Source organism: Planococcus sp. SSTMD024, assembly GCF_041320495.1.
In the GTDB taxonomy this organism is placed as follows: Bacteria; Bacillota; Bacilli; order Bacillales_A; family Planococcaceae; genus Planococcus.
Genome location: NZ_JBGGNS010000021.1, coordinates 35,572 through 50,891, shown reverse-complemented (window position 1 = coordinate 50,891; position 15,320 = coordinate 35,572). Strand labels below are relative to the sequence as shown.

Below are 15,320 nucleotides of genomic sequence, written 5' to 3'. Positions count from 1 at the left end.
TTCATTCGGAGGGATCCCAGTATGGTAGATAAGAAAGTTGTATTGATCACCGGTGCCGCGAGCGGCATCGGTTATGAAATCAGCGTGGATTTTGCCAAAGAAGGCGCAAAGATCGTGCTGACCGATATCAACGAAGAAGCGGTGCAACAAGCTGCGGATGAGTTGAAAGGGCAAGGCTTCGACTGCATCGGCATCAAATGCGATGTTACCAGCGAAGCTGAAATCAAAGCAGCCATCGATCAAACGGTGGGAACGTTCGGTTCTTTGGACGTCTTGATCAATAATGCAGGGATGCAACATGTCTCGCCGATTGAAGAATTTCCGACCGAGAAATACGAACTGTTGGTCAAGATCATGCTTGTCGCACCGTTTGTGGCGACCAAGTACGCATTTCCGGTCATGAAGAAGCAAGGTTTCGGGCGCATCATCAATATGGCGTCAATCAACGGCCTCGTCGGATTCGCCGGAAAAGCGGCCTATAACAGCGCCAAGCACGGCGTCATCGGCTTGACGAAAGTCGCGGCGCTAGAAGGCGCAGAGCATGGCATCACGGTCAATGCGATGTGCCCGGGTTATGTCGACACGCCGCTTGTGCGCAATCAGCTGGGTGATTTGGCGAAGACGCGCAATGTCTCGCTGGAAAAAGTTCTGGAAGAAGTCATCTACCCATTGGTTCCGCAAAAACGCTTGTTGTCGGTGCAGGAAATCTCCGATTACACGATGTTCCTCGCGAGCGATAAAGCCCGCGGCATCACCGGCCAGGCGGTGGTCCTGGACGGCGGTTATACAGCACAATAAAAGCACGGCGCAAAAATGCGCCGTGCTTTCTTATTTTCATAAAGCCTATTCAATGAAGTTCAGTCGTCGAGAAAGTTTTCGGCGATGCCGAGGAACAGGCGGGGCTGCTCGACGTTCGGGGCGTGGCCGGAACGCTTGAATTCCATAAAGCTTGCGTTTGGAATGAGCTGTGCGGTTTCGCGTCCCTTGTCAGGCGGGTTCAATTCATCGTGGCGGCCGCTGATGACCAGGGTTTCTGCTGAAATCGCCGGGAGCTCCGGGCGTAAATCAAAGCGCTCCAAGGCGTTTGAAGCGATGCCTTGCTGCTCCATGCTCAATTGAGGGCTGTTTCGTGCAGCTTTTTCCTGTGATTTCTTGACGGCTGTCAAGCGATGGAAAATATATTCCTGGGCTTTATCCAGTTTGTCATGGATGGATAAGCCATTGAACTCGTCTGCATGGCGATCCAATAATTCGGCCATGGAAGATTGTGCCCCGAAGGATTTCGTGGCGACCAGCAATAATTTGCGCACGCGTTCCGGGCGCCTCGCGGCTACTCCTTGCGCAATATAACTTCCCATGGAAATACCGAGGACATCGACCGATTCGAGCTGAAGGTGATCCATTAAAGCTGCGGCATCTTCGATATGGTCGTCGAGTGTATAGGAATCGGGTTTTGCCGAATGGCCATGGCCTCTCGAATCCAATGCGATGATACGGCGTTTGGTGCGGAAAAAATTGATTTCGCGGTGGAACATGGCGGAGCTGCTGGTCAATCCATGGAATAAAAGGAGCGGTTGCCCGCTGCCAATATCTTCGTAATACAAGCTGACATCATTTCTGGTAAATATAGGCATTGTTTTCTTCCTCTCATCTCAATCTACTGTATTACTATACCTCAATAAAAAAAGCACAAACGGGAAGCCGCCGGCGCTTATCAGGTTTTATCCAATTTATGCTTGCGGCTATGCCATTTATCGATAAAGCTGAAAATCGCAGCGAGCAGCAGGAACATGCTGAGCGTCGTATACCAGGGGAATTCAGAAATGGCCTTGCCGAATGCCGTGTAAAGGATAGCCGGCGCAATCAAGCCGAGTGCCGAGTAATACATGTATTCCCTGCGTGTATTGGTCATTTCCATCAAATAAAAAGACAATAGATGAAAATGGACAAATGGCATGACCCTGAGGATCATCACTTGCGAGACGGTCAGGTTGCGATCCGGAAACCACTTATCTTTTAAGGCGGCAAGCTTGGAACGGAAGCGCGGGAATTCATTGATCAGCATGTATGAAACGTAACTCATCAAGGTCAATCCAATAAAGGATAGGAGGGCTCCTTGGAAAAAGCCGAAAAGAAATCCGCCTGCGATGCACACGGCGATTACGGGCAAAAACAGCAATGGCCGGATCAAATGAAGCAAAATGAACAAAAGAGGCGCCCAAAGTCCCGCCTGCCCGATGAAATTTTCAATCGTTTGCTCAAACTCTGCCAAATCCACTGTGCTCCCCGCCTTTCAGCTTCTATTACTAATAAGGAAGAATAAGCGAAACGGCGCGGAAAAGCAAGGATTTGTTTGATGCCCCCCAAATTAGGGGTATGAAAAAGTTATCCACATAAAAACATTTTTTCGAACATCCAGATCAACCACCACCAGGAAAAGGGAGAGGATTTTATGAAAAGAAGCTTAAAAATAGCCAGTGCCTTCATCGGGATCGTTGTCGGCGCTGGCTTTGCGTCCGGACAAGAGATTTTGCAATACTTCACCAGTTTTGGTTATTGGGGCATAGGCGGCGTATTAGTCGCCACCGCATTGTTCGGTTATATCGGGATGATTTTGACACGTCTTGGAAGCCGCATGCAAACCACATCACACGAAGATGTCGTCTACCGCATCAGCGGGAAATGGCTCGGGAAAGTAATCGACTATACATTGATTTTGACCTTATTCGGTATTTTAGTCGTAATGATCGCGGGCGCTGGATCTATATTTTCGCAGCAATTCGATTTGGCACCGGCATTCGGGCGGAGTATCATGATTGTCTTGGTCATCGTGACCATCATGATGAACGTCAAAAAAGTCATCACCGTCATTTCCAGCATTACGCCATTCTTGATTTTAATGGTAGTGGGCATCGCCATTTACAGCGTCTTCACAATGGACAGCAGCTTTAGTGCGCTCGATCCGGTTGCGAAAGAACAGCTTTCCGCTACACCGAACTGGCTATTGTCAGCAGTCAATTATGTGTCGCTCGCCATTGCACTCGGCGCCTCGATGTCGCTCGTGATGGGCGGTGCCGAAAAAGATGAGAAAGTGGCAGCACGCGGCGGGTTGATCGGCGGTATTGGCTTCGGTGTGTTGATCCTGCTCAGCTATGTGGCGATATTCGCGAAAGTGGATGTCGTTGGGGGAGCGGATTTGCCGATGCTTGCCATCGGGGATGACATCTCGCCGATTCTCGGCATTATCATGGCAGTCGTCATTTTCGCAATGATTTACAATACAGCGGTCAGCATGCTGTTATCGTTCTCTGCACGGTTCACGGAAATCGGCACGAAGAAATTCCGGATCTTCGTTATCATTGCCGGATTGATTGCCTTTGCACTCAGCTTCGTCGGCTTTACGGCATTGGTCAATTATCTGTACCCGGCAGTCGGCTATCTCGGCTTGCTGTTGATCGGTGCCTTGATTTTGGCGGATATCCGCAAAGTCGGCAAAAACGACAAAGCCAAGCGCGACAAAAAAGCGACAAACTAAGAACAGGCCTTCTGCCACGCAGAAGGCCTTTTTGGTATAGTGAAGAAAGAAAGCAGACATGAATGGAGGCGGAATGGGATGAAGATTTTAATTGCCGGGGCAGGCGCGATGGCGTGTTTAGCAGGGGGCAAACTGAAGGCAAGCGGGGGAGACGTGCGCTTATACAACCGCTTGAATAGCCACGTGGAAGCGATCAATCAGCAAGGTTTGCGCATCGTCGAAAAGGACAATTCGGTTACGCAAACCGAGTTGGAAGTCGTACAGGATTTGAAAGCCGATGAGCAGGTGGATATCCTTCTCGTCTTGCTGAAAGCGCAGGCAAATGAAGCGGTGCTCGGAAAACTGCGCGGGAAGCTGGCTGAAACAACGGTAATCGTCACGATGCAAAACGGCATCGGCAACGCCGAAACGATCCAGCAGCTGTTTCCGCTGAACACCGTCGTATCGGGCACGCTCGGGCATGGGGCAAGTGTCGAGAACGATGGCACAATTCTCCATAGGGGCTGGGGCACAAACTATCTGGGCGATGTAGAGGAAGGCGCCGCAAGCAAGACACTCGAAACGTTTGCACGGAAACTGACCGAAGCGGGCATGAAAACGGAAGTGTCGGCGGATGTCAAAGCGGTCATTTGGAATAAACTATTCGTCAATGCGGCTTTCAACTCCGTCACGGCCCTGACCCGCCTGAAGAACGGGGACATCCTCAACACGCAGGAAGGGGAAGATTTGCTGCGCGCGGTCACAGAAGAGGCGGTGCTCGTCGCCCGTGCGGAAGGCGTGGACGCGGACGTGGAGTCAGTCGTTGAAGAATGCTTGAGAATGGGCCGGCAGGATATCGGCGGCAATAAATCATCGATGCTCATGGATGTCTTGAAGAAACGCCAGACCGAAATCGATGTCATCAACGGCGGCATTGTAAAACTTGGGAAACAGCACGGAATCGAAACACCCGTCAATGCCAGCCTGGCCAGGTTGATCCGCATCATCGAACAAAACTACAAGCTGCGCGTAGACGAACCGATTGTACAAAAATAAGCCATCTGCCGGAACTCCGGCAGATGGCTTTTCCTGTTAAGGCAAGTATTTCTTAATGATGGGCTGCATCCGGAAGCCGAACAGGCCGGCGAAGACCGCGAGCAGCACGTCTTTCGGAAGAGGTACCGCCATCCATGCCCAAGCCATGCCGTAAGTGAAGCCTTCCGGCGCAGCGAACCAGAGTTTATAAGCGGCGTACATCCAATTGGTACCGAAAATATAGTTAATGGCGGTGGCTGCGAGAGCTGCTAAAATAAATCCTTTTTTGGAAGGCATTTTTTCCGCAATCCAGCCGGCCGCAAAAGCGGTGAAGATGTAGGAAACGATAAAGCCGAATGTCGGGGAGATCAAGGTGTCCATGCCACCCGAAAACTTGGCGAAGACGGGTACGCCGGCAAGGCCGATTGCGGCATAGACGATCATTGCGGCAGCGCCAAGGCGCTTGCCGAGCAGAATGCCGGCAAGAACCGCAAAGAAGGTCTGCAAAGTGATCGGCACGCCCCCGACAATCAGGAATGAGGAAATATTGGCGCCGATCGCCATCAGTGCCGCGAACATGGCGATGTGCACGAGTGTTAAGGTGCGGGAATGATTGCTGGATCTGGTTACTGAAGTTGTCATGAAAAACCCTCCATATACTATGTACTAAAACTGAGTATAGAGAATGGGATATTTTAAGTCAACTTATTTTTTGAAAAGGTTTACTTAAAAAGTTCTGTGTTTCTTTTCCAATTTTCCGTATGATGAATAGAAATGAACTAACTCTCAAGAAAGTGGGCGAGACTATGACAGAGTGGTGGAAGAAAGCGGTTGTGTATCAAATTTATCCGAGAAGTTTCATGGATTCCAATGGCGACGGGATCGGCGACATTCAAGGAATCATCAGCAAGCTGGATTATTTGGCGGAACTCGGGGTCGATGTGTTATGGCTATCGCCCGTCTACGATTCCCCGAACGATGACAATGGCTACGACATCCGCGATTACCAAAAAATCATGCAGGAGTTCGGGACGATGGCCGACTTCGACCGGATGCTTGACGGAATCCATGAGCGCGGGATGCGCCTTGTCATGGATTTGGTTGTCAATCATACCTCTGACGAGCACGGTTGGTTTACGGAACGCCCTGACTATTACATCTGGAAAGACCAGCCGAACAATTGGCGCTCTTTTTTCAGCGGTTCGGCTTGGCAATTCGATGAAGAAAGGCAGCAATACTATCTGCACTTGTTCTCCAAGAAACAGCCGGACTTGAACTGGGAGAACGAAGAGCTGAGGGAAGAAGTGTACAAGATGATGCGCTGGTGGCTCGATAAAGGCGTCGACGGCTTCCGGATGGATGTCATCAATTTGATTTCCAAAGATCAGAATTTTCCCGACGGCATCGATGGGGACGGCACGCCTTATTTTTTCAACGGGCCGCGCGTCCATGAGTTTTTGCAGGAGATGAACAAAAACGTGCTATCCGATTACGACATCGTCACTGTCGGGGAGATGCCGGGTGCTAGCGCGGAAGACGCCAAACTGTATACGGGGCCGGAGCGCAACGAACTGAATATGATTTTCACTTTCGAGCACATGAACTTGGACCAGGGACCGAGCGGGAAATGGGAGCTTCAGCCGCTGCGCCTCACGGATTTAAAAGAAAATTTGGAGAAATGGCAAGTGGAGCTTTACGGAAAAGGCTGGAACAGTTTGTATTGGAACAATCACGACCAGCCGCGTATCGTCTCGCGTTTCGGAAACGACGGAAAATACCGGAAGCAATCGGCGAAAATGCTCGCGACTTGCCTTCATTTCCTGCAAGGGACGCCGTATATTTACCAAGGGGAAGAACTGGGCATGACCAATGTGGCGTTTTCATCGATCGATGATTACCGGGATATCGAGACCTTGAATATGTATAAGGAAAAGCGGGCCGGGGGCATACCGCACGAAGAGCTCATGAGGTCGATTCACGCAAAAGGCCGTGACAACGCCAGAACGCCGATGCATTGGGATGCTTCTGAAAATGCCGGTTTCACCAAAGGGGAGCCGTGGATCTCAGTCAACCCGAATTACCCGGAGATCAATGCGGAAAAGCGGCGCGAAGCGGATTCAGTCTTTAATTATTACCAAAGATTGATCGCGTTCCGAAAAGACTTGCCGGTCATCACAGAAGGCGATTTCAAGCTATTGCACCGTGAAGACGAAGAGATTTTTGCCTACATACGCAATACGGAAAACGCGCAATTGACGGTTTACTGCAATTTTTCCGAAACGCCGCGTGAACTGCCGTTGCCAACGGGCCAGGTGCTGATCGGAAATTATCCTCCGCAAGAAAATCGGGACGCAGTGCAGCTAAGGCCATATGAAGCTTTATGCTTTTATGATGGCAATCAAAAAATAGGTGAATGAGTTTAGGAAAGGATGGGGAAAATGAGTAAAGTGATCGGTGTAGACATTGGGGGAACAAAAATCCGCATGGGGGTCATCGATGCAGAAGGCCGGATACTCGCAGAGCGTCAAGTGAAAACGGAATTTCCGCTATATCCGCATTTGGAGCGTCAAGTGCTGTTGTTTTTAGAGGAGCATCCTGATGTGTCCGCAATCGGCATCGGGACGCACGGATTTGTCGACCCGAAAGCAGGGCGCATCGTTTTCGCTGGCGACATGCTGCCGGGCTGGACAGGGACAGAGGTCAAAGCACCGCTGGAACAAGCGGCAGGGCGATACGTGGAAGTGGAGAACGATGCCAATTGTGCGGCGCTCGCTGAAGCGAAATTCGGTGCAGCGCGAGGGCTCGGGCGCGTCGTTTGCATCACGCTCGGCACGGGGCTTGGCGGCGGCATCATCTGGGACGGCAAGCTCTTAAGCGGCGGCCCGCACGGCGGGGCTGCAGAACTGGGCCATATGATTTTGTATCCAAACGGCGCACGATGCGCTTGCGGCCGGCTTGGCTGCGCGGAGCAATATGTGTCTGGCACCGCACTCGTGCGCCGCATCAAGAAGGCGGGGCTATCGGTGACGCCGCCGGAATTGTTCGAACTGGCCAAAACAGATGCCCGGGCGAAAAAGCTGGTCGCTGAATTTACGGAAGACTTGGCGATCTACATTAGCAGCTTGCAGGCCATCTTCGATATGGACATGCTCATCATTGGCGGCGGCGTGTCGGAATCGGCCTCTGCCTGGATGGATGAACTGAAGCGCCAATTGGCGGAAGTGCTATTGAATCCACTGCCGGTGGAAGTGGCACAATTCGAAAATGACGCCGGCATGCTTGGGGCAGCGCTGCTCGTTTTGGATAAATAAAAACAAATGATCAATTGTCCTGCGCCTCGCGCCATGCCCAAGTGAAAAGGCTGGTGCAAGGCGTGCAGGACGCCGGTTGTCGACCGTGCAATTACACGACATAAAAATAATTAAAATATTTTAAAAATAGATTGTGCAAACGTTTTCATTGTGATAATCTGTATTTAATTAATTGTTGGAAACGCTTACCAAAGAGTTTCCATTTTTTTCTGCTTTATTGTGCAATCGTTTGCACAACAACTCAAAGGGGGAGTTCAAATGAAGGAATTAAAGTTCAGCAAAGGGTTATTGGCATCTGTTTTATTGTCAGCCGGGGCGCTTGCAGCATGCAGTTCAGGGGATGAAGGAGCAACTGCAGAAGGCAGCGGCGAACAAGTAACAGTCGACATTTTCCAATTTAAAGTAGAGTTCAAAGACCAGTTTGAAGCTGTCGTCGCACAATACGAAGATGAAAATCCTGATGTCAACATCGAAATCACGACAGTCGGCGGCGGCGAAGATTACGGTGCTGCACTTCGCTCCCGCTTTGCATCGGGCAACGAACCGGCCATCTTTAACATCGGGGGGCCTCAGGACGTCGCGGATTGGAAAGATAATTTGACGGACCTGTCCGATACAGGTGCAGCGGATGCAGCCCTTGAAGGCACGCTTGATGGGGTGACGGTCGAATCGGAAGTGCTTGGATTGCCGTATAACCAGGAAGGCTACGGATTCATCTACAATACGCGCTTGTTCGAGGAAGCGGGAATCGATGCCGCATCCATCACCGATTATGCAAGCTTGGAAGAAGCGGTGAAAACGCTTGATTCGAAAAAAGACGAACTCGGCCTTGAATCCGTTTTCGCTCTTCCAGGAAAAGAGACATGGGTGACGGGGCTGCATTTGTCGAACACGTTCCTCGCGCCCGAGTTCGATAATAATGTCTTGACGGCTTACGATGCAGATGCAGTGGAATTTGAATACGGCGAAGGCTTCAAAAAGATTCTCGATTTGCAAAACAAGTATTCGAAGCAGCCGACCGTGAGCCTCGATTATTCGCAGCAAGTGGAAGAATTGTTCTCGCTTGAACGCGTGGCGATCATCCAGCAAGGAAACTGGGTGTACGGCTCGATTGCGGGAATCGACCAGGAACTCGCGGATTCAGGCGTCGGCATGATGCCGATCCCGGTTGAAGGCTTGGAAGACGGCGGATTGCCGGTCGGCGTGCCGATGTACTGGGGCGTCAACTCGAACCAAGATGAAGAAGTCGTAGCGGCATCAAAAGATTTCCTCGATTGGCTCTACACGTCCGACACTGGAAAAACAGCCGTTTTGGAAGACTTTAAATTCATCCCGGCATACGAAGGCTATGACACATCCAAAATTACCGATCCGATGTCCAAAGCGATTTACGATGCTTCAGAAGCCGGCGAAACAATCGGCTGGGTCTTCATGGGCTATCCGACTGGCTGGGGCGAAGATGAACTCGGCGCTGGCATCCAGAAATACTTGAGCGATGAAGCGAGCTGGGACGAAGTGGTCGATTCAGCGAAAGCGGCATGGGAAACGAGCCGCAAAGAGTAATTTGTCCATCAAAACAGAGCAGCCATTGTGCTGCTTTGTTTTGTTTCAGGGCTTAACTAGAAAGAGAGGCTAAACTATGCGTACACGGGATCTTTCCTATTGGTTATTTTTGGCGCCTGTATTATTGGCGCTGGCACTTGTCGTCGTTGTGCCGATGCTGCTCGGGCTTTTCTATTCATTCACGGCATGGAACGGCATCCAAACCGGCGAATTTGTCGGGTTGCAGAACTACCTGAATTTGTTCACGGATGAGCGCTTTCTTGATTCACTTTGGTTCACGACGAAGTTCTCGGTTGTGTCCGTCATTTTGATCAATTTCATCGGGCTGTCGCTCGCTTTGATCGTCACGTCAAAAATCAAAACGAGCAGTTTGCTGCGAACGACTTTCTTTATGCCCAACTTGATCGGCGGGTTGATCCTCGGCTTTATCTGGCAGTTCATTTTCCTGAAAGTGTTCGCGAGCGTCGGCGAAGCGGTCGGCATGGAAAGCTTGCAAGCATGGCTGTCGACGACTGAAACCGGTTTTTGGGGCTTGGTCATTTTGATGAGCTGGCAGATGGCCGGATACATCATGGTCATTTATATCGCTTATTTGGAAGGTTTGCCGAAAGAGTTGATCGAGGCGGCTGAAATTGACGGGGCGTCGACGGCTCAGCGATTCCGCTACATTATCTTCCCGCTCGTCGCACCGGCGTTCACCGTCAGCATGTTCTTGACTTTGTCGAATACATTCAAGCTATACGACCAAAACTTGTCGCTGACAGCGGGCGGCCCGTACAATTCGACCGAAATGGTCGCCATGGAGATTTTCAAGACAGCGTTCGTGCAAAATGCCTTCGCCTATGCGCAGGCAAAAGCGATCATCTTCTTCCTGATTGTCGCTATTATCGCGCTCATTCAAGTGTATATTAATAAACGCCGGGAGGTCGAAATGTAATGCGCAACCGCTGGAATATAAAAGTCGAAGTGCTCGGCGTCGCACTTGCGATTCTATGGCTATTGCCGTTTTATTTGATGTTCGTCAATTCCTTCAAGTCGAAAAAGGAAATCTTTCTTGATACGACGAGCCCGCCTGAAGCGTGGAGCTTCGATAACTACCTCGTAGCATTCCAGGAACTCGATTTTCTCAGAACTTTGTTCAATTCCTTATTGATCACGGTCGTCAGTGTCGTCCTGATCGTCTTATTCTCGGCGATGGCTGCCTACGCGTTGTCGCGTGCGAAAAGCAAGATTTCCACATTCCTGTTTTTCCTGTTCGTCTCGGCGATGCTCATCCCGTTTCAATCGGTGATGATCCCGCTCGTCACGGTGTTCGGACAGTTTGATATGCTCAACCGCGGCGGGCTGATTTTCATGTATATCGGTTTCGGTGCGAGCCTGTCGATTTTCCTGTATCATGGGGCTTTGAATAATGTCCCGAAATCGCTCGATGAAGCGGCGAAAATTGACGGGGCGAATCGCTGGCAAGTGTTTTGGCATATCATCTTCCCGATCCTCAAGCCGATCACCGTCACGGTCGCCATACTCAATATCATCTGGATCTGGAACGATTATCTCCTGCCGTCTCTTGTCATCAACACGACAGGCAGTGAAACGATACCGCTGAAGATGTTCTTCTTCTTCGGCGAATATACGAAACAATGGCATTTGGCGCTCGCGGGGCTGACGCTGGCAATCATCCCAGTCATCATCTTTTATTTCTTTGCGCAGCGCTCGATCATCAAAGGTGTCTCGGATGGCGCTGTAAAATAAGGGGGCAATCGCAATGGCGATCACAATTAAAGATGTCGCGAAACTGGCGGAAGTTTCGCCGGCGACGGTTTCTAGGGTTATTGCGGATCATCCGAAGATCACCCCGAAAACGAAGCGCAAAGTACGAAAAGCCATGGAAGAGCTCGGTTATTACCCAAACTTCCAGGCGCGCAACCTGGTGGCGCAAAAAAGCAAAGCGATCGGTGTCATCATGGAAAATTCCACGACGCTTGCTTTCCAGAACCCGTTTTTCCCGGAAGTGTTGCGCGGCATTTCCGTCAGCGCCCACCAAAGCCAGTACGGCCTGTATTTATCGACCAGCGCGACCGAGCAGGAAATTTATGAAGAAGTGGTGGCGATGACACAAGGAAAACGCGTCGACGGCATCATCTTGCTGTATTCGAAAATCGATGATAAAGTCATGGATTACCTGCTCGCAAACGGCATTCCGTTCTCTGTAGTCGGACGGCCTTACACTCGCCCGGACGCCATTTCCTATGTCGATAATGATAATGTCGCCATTGCGAAAGAAGTGGTGGGCCATTTGATTTCACTGGGCCACCGGGACATTTCATTTGTCGGCGGCGCATCCGATTTTATCGTGTCTGCGGATCGGTTGAGCGGCTACCGGCAAGCGCTGGGCGAAGCGAAGATCCCGTTCATCCAGGAGTATGTCGTTACACAGGAACAGATGGAAGGCCATGAACAGCAGGCAATCCGCAACTTGATGGAACAACAGAAGCCGCCGACGGCCATCGTCACGCACGATGACCTGGTCGCCTATGAAGTCATCAGTTATTTGGAAGATTTGAATATCACTGTACCGGCTGATGTATCGATCGTTGGGTTCAACAACCATACTTTGTCGAGCCATTTGAAACCACCGCTCAGCACGGTGGATATCTCGATTTTTGACCTTGGAATGGAAGCGGCAAATCTGGTATTGGAAAAAATAAACGATGGCAATTCGCCTCCCCGGAACATCATCGTTCCGGCGACATTGATCGAAAGAGGCTCTTGTCAAAGTCTTTGAAAGGAAACGATTATGAACAAAACATGGTGGAAAGAAGCAGTGGCGTATCAAGTCTATCCACGCAGCTTCAACGACTCGAATGGAGACGGCATCGGGGATATCAATGGCGTCACGGAAAAACTGGATTATCTGAAGGAACTCGGGATCGATGTCATCTGGATTTGCCCGATGTACAAATCGCCAAATGACGATAATGGCTATGACATCAGCGATTATCAGGACATCATGGATGAACTCGGGACGATGGCCGACTTCGACCGTTTGCTTGAGGAAGTGCATGCGCGCGGCATGAAATTGATCATCGACCTCGTCATCAACCATACGAGCGATGAGCATCCGTGGTTTTTGGAATCGCGTTCGTCACTCGACAACCCAAAACGCGACTGGTATATTTGGCGCGACCGCCCGACCAATTGGGAAAGCATATTCGGCGGGCCGGCATGGGAGCTCGACGAGAAGACCGGGCAATACTATTTGCACATCTTCTCGAAAAAGCAGCCGGATTTAAACTGGGAAAATCCGGAAGTCCGCAAAGAGATCTACAAAATGGTCAATTGGTGGCTTGATAAAGGCATCGATGGGTTCCGCGTTGACGCCATCAGCCATATCAAGAAAGACTTCAGCGACTTGCCGATTGAAGAAGGCAAGCCGTGGGTGCCGGCATGGGAGAAAATGATGAATGTCGACGGCATCCAGCCCTTGCTTGCAGAACTCCGCGATGAGACATTTGCGAAATACGACATCATGACTGTCGGGGAAGCGAACGGCGTCTATGCGGAAGACATCGACGAATGGATCAGCGAAGAAGACGGCAAATTCGACATGGTGTTTCAATTCGAGGATTTGACGCTGTGGGACAGCGATATCAAACAAGGCATCAACGTCAATGACTTGAAAACCGTCTTGACACGCTGGCAAAAAGCGGTCGACGGCGTCGGCTGGAATGCGCTGTTCATCGAAAACCACGACAAGCCGCGCGTCGTCTCGACTTGGGGAAATGACGGCGAATATTGGCGCGAAAGTACAACTGCGCTCGCTTGCATGTATTTCTTCATGCAGGGGACACCGTTCATCTATCAGGGCCAGGAAATCGGCATGACCAATGCGCCGTTTGAGGAAATCCATCATTATGATGATGTCCATACGCATAATTTGTATTTCTACAATTTAGCGGAAGGTATGGAACACGATGCGATCATGACTTTATTGAAGTCGACCAGCCGCGACCATTCCCGCACGCCGATGCAGTGGAACGCGGGAGAAAATGCCGGATTCACGACAGGCTCTCCGTGGCTGCAGATGAACCCGAATTTCGAGTGGCTTAATGTCGAAAGCCAGATGCAAGACCCGGCATCCGTGTTGTCGTTTTATAAGCAAATGATTTTCTTGCGCAAAAACATGGACGTGTTGGTCTATGGCAGCTACGATTTGGCCGAGACCGACTGCGAGGACGTTTACGCTTACACCCGGACGCAAGGTGACGAACAAGTGCTCATTCTCTCGAACCTTGGAAGCACGACCTGCACTTGGCTGGAACCGGAAGGCGCAGAACTGCTGCTCGCCAACTACGAAGACCGTGACTTGCACCAATTAAAACCGTATGAAGCGCGGGTGTACAAGCTCGCTTAAGGCTTATGAACAGAAATATCCTATTGAAAAACGCTTTTCCCGATTGGCCAAAAGGCGGGTCGGGAAAAGCGTTTTTTTTTTAGAATCCTGGTTTTTTCAACAGCTTGAAGATATTGTTCTTGTATTCTTCAACGCCCGGCTGGTCGAACGGGTTGATGCCGAGGAGATACGCGCTGTATGCACAGCTCAGCATATAGAAATACAATAAATGGCCAATCTGGGATTCGTCGATGCGGTCCACCGTCAAGCTCAATTGCGGCACGCCGCCGGACAAGTGGGCATTTGATGTGCCTTTATGGGCGATGTGGTTGAATTCCTGCAAGGACAAGCCCGCAATATAATTCAATTCGTCGCCGTCTTCAGGTGTCTCGAAAATCTCCAGATCTTCCTGGGCTTCTTTCACGAGCAGGAAGGTTTCGAACAGGTTGCGCTGACCGTCCTGGATGAATTGGCCAAGCGAATGCAAGTCCGTCGTGAAGACGACGGATGCCGGGAAGATGCCTTTTCCTTCTTTTCCTTCGCTTTCGCCGAATAATTGCTTCCACCATTCCTGGACGAACGACAGCTTCGGCTCGAAGATGGCGTTCACTTCTGTCGTATAGCCCTGGACATACAGGTGATGGCGGATCGCCGCGTATTGCATCGCGGGGTTCCGGTCAGGGCCTGCCTCCCGGTAAGCCGCTTCCGCGTCTTTTGCGCCGTCTACAAGCTTACGGATCGAATGCCCGGCAGCAGCAATCGGCAACAGCCCGACTGCTGTGAAGACGGAGTAGCGCCCGCCGACATCATCCGGCACGATAAAGCGTTCATAGCCTTTTGTTTCGGCCAGTTGGCGAAGCGCCCCTTTTTCCGCGTCGGTTGTCACGATGATGCGTTCCGCCGCCCCGTCGCCATAGCGTTTTTCCATGTAATCGCGCAGGAAACGGAACGCGATGGCCGGTTCCGTCGTCTTGCCGGATTTGGAGATGACATTGATGACGACTTCCTTGCCCTCTAAATGGGCAAGCAATTGCTTCAAGTATTCACCGCTCACTTGATGTCCCGCAAACAGCACTTCCAATTGCTCGTCTTTCGGGAAATAGGACGACAGCGCAGAAAGGACGGCTTTTGCCCCAAGATAAGAGCCGCCGATTCCGATGACGACCAAGACATCGGCCTTGTCGCGGATCGCTTTGGCAGTATCTTCGATTTTTTTTAGGAACTCCTCCGGCAATGTAGACGGCCAGTCGAGCCAGCCGAGGAAATCAGAGCCGGCACCTTGTTTCGCATACAGATCTTCCCGGATTTGCTGCAAACGTGTTTTCATTTTGAGATCCACCGCAGACTCGATGGCCTCGGAATATGTTAAGTTGATCATAAGCATCCTCCTCTTCTATGATTACTGATTTTACCATAGTGGAGGAAACGATAGCATACCCGGCAAGAAAAACTGCAAAGCTTTGAAACCGAGTGAATCGGGTTTTCTTCGGTGCCACTTATTGGT

14 protein-coding genes are annotated in these 15,320 nt (G+C 50.7%); 10 read left to right on the top strand and 4 right to left on the bottom strand.

Features of this window, described 5'->3' with window-relative positions; all coding sequences use genetic code 11:
- Positions 1–21: 21 nt before the first annotated feature.
- Positions 22–798, top strand: a complete 777-nt coding sequence (locus AB9R92_RS07300; protein WP_370668807.1) for a 3-hydroxybutyrate dehydrogenase — start codon at positions 22–24, stop codon at positions 796–798.
- Positions 799–857: 59 nt separating this feature from the next.
- Here the strand turns inward: AB9R92_RS07300 and AB9R92_RS07295 are convergent, their stop codons facing one another.
- Both AB9R92_RS07295 and AB9R92_RS07290 read right to left on the bottom strand, forming a co-directional pair.
- On the bottom strand, positions 858–1,634 hold the full coding sequence (locus AB9R92_RS07295; protein WP_370668806.1) for an alpha/beta fold hydrolase: 777 nt from the start codon (positions 1,632–1,634) through the stop codon (positions 858–860).
- Positions 1,635–1,714: 80 nt separating this feature from the next.
- On the bottom strand, positions 1,715–2,278 hold the full coding sequence (locus AB9R92_RS07290; RefSeq protein ID WP_370668805.1) for a TVP38/TMEM64 family protein: 564 nt from the start codon (positions 2,276–2,278) through the stop codon (positions 1,715–1,717).
- 174 nt (positions 2,279–2,452) lie between these two features.
- On the opposite strand from AB9R92_RS07290, the gene AB9R92_RS07285 reads away from it, so the two are divergent.
- Both AB9R92_RS07285 and AB9R92_RS07280 read left to right on the top strand, forming a co-directional pair.
- Positions 2,453–3,535, top strand: coding sequence for a YkvI family membrane protein (locus AB9R92_RS07285; protein ID WP_370668804.1), 1,083 nt, complete (start codon positions 2,453–2,455; stop codon positions 3,533–3,535).
- Positions 3,536–3,613: 78 nt separating this feature from the next.
- Positions 3,614–4,570, top strand: coding sequence for a ketopantoate reductase family protein (locus AB9R92_RS07280; protein WP_370668803.1), 957 nt, complete (start codon positions 3,614–3,616; stop codon positions 4,568–4,570).
- Between the two features lie 36 nt (positions 4,571–4,606).
- Here the strand turns inward: AB9R92_RS07280 and AB9R92_RS07275 are convergent, their stop codons facing one another.
- Positions 4,607–5,191 carry a biotin transporter BioY gene (locus AB9R92_RS07275; RefSeq protein ID WP_370668802.1) on the bottom strand — a complete coding sequence of 195 codons (585 nt, stop codon included), beginning with the start codon at positions 5,189–5,191 and terminating at the stop codon, positions 4,607–4,609.
- Positions 5,192–5,355: 164 nt separating this feature from the next.
- On the opposite strand from AB9R92_RS07275, the gene AB9R92_RS07270 reads away from it, so the two are divergent.
- The 7 genes from AB9R92_RS07270 to AB9R92_RS07240 all read left to right on the top strand — a co-directional run bounded on the left by AB9R92_RS07270 (position 5,356) and on the right by AB9R92_RS07240 (position 13,837).
- Positions 5,356–6,966: a glycoside hydrolase family 13 protein gene (locus AB9R92_RS07270; protein ID WP_370668801.1), complete on the top strand. Its 1,611-nt coding sequence runs from the start codon at positions 5,356–5,358 to the stop codon at positions 6,964–6,966.
- A gap of 21 nt (positions 6,967–6,987) precedes the next feature.
- Positions 6,988–7,860: an ROK family protein gene (locus AB9R92_RS07265; protein WP_370668800.1), complete on the top strand. Its 873-nt coding sequence runs from the start codon at positions 6,988–6,990 to the stop codon at positions 7,858–7,860.
- 258 nt (positions 7,861–8,118) lie between these two features.
- Positions 8,119–9,423, top strand: coding sequence for an ABC transporter substrate-binding protein (locus AB9R92_RS07260; RefSeq protein ID WP_370668799.1), 1,305 nt, complete (start codon positions 8,119–8,121; stop codon positions 9,421–9,423).
- 76 nt (positions 9,424–9,499) lie between these two features.
- On the top strand, positions 9,500–10,360 hold the full coding sequence (locus AB9R92_RS07255; protein ID WP_370668798.1) for a carbohydrate ABC transporter permease: 861 nt from the start codon (positions 9,500–9,502) through the stop codon (positions 10,358–10,360).
- Positions 10,360–11,175: a carbohydrate ABC transporter permease gene (locus tag AB9R92_RS07250; RefSeq protein WP_370668797.1), complete on the top strand. Its 816-nt coding sequence runs from the start codon at positions 10,360–10,362 to the stop codon at positions 11,173–11,175. The genes AB9R92_RS07255 and AB9R92_RS07250 overlap by 1 nt, the downstream gene beginning before the upstream one ends.
- 13 nt (positions 11,176–11,188) lie before the next feature.
- Entirely contained in the window at positions 11,189–12,208 is a 1,020-nt protein-coding gene (locus tag AB9R92_RS07245; protein ID WP_370668796.1) for a LacI family DNA-binding transcriptional regulator, read from the top strand.
- A gap of 12 nt (positions 12,209–12,220) precedes the next feature.
- Positions 12,221–13,837 (top strand): glycoside hydrolase family 13 protein, encoded by a 1,617-nt coding sequence (locus AB9R92_RS07240; RefSeq protein ID WP_370668795.1) that lies wholly within the window; start codon positions 12,221–12,223, stop codon positions 13,835–13,837.
- A gap of 79 nt (positions 13,838–13,916) precedes the next feature.
- On the opposite strand, the gene AB9R92_RS07235 is transcribed toward AB9R92_RS07240, so the two are convergent.
- Entirely contained in the window at positions 13,917–15,200 is a 1,284-nt protein-coding gene (locus AB9R92_RS07235) for a glucose-6-phosphate isomerase (protein ID WP_370668794.1), read from the bottom strand.
- Between the last annotated feature and the right edge of the window lie 120 nt (positions 15,201–15,320).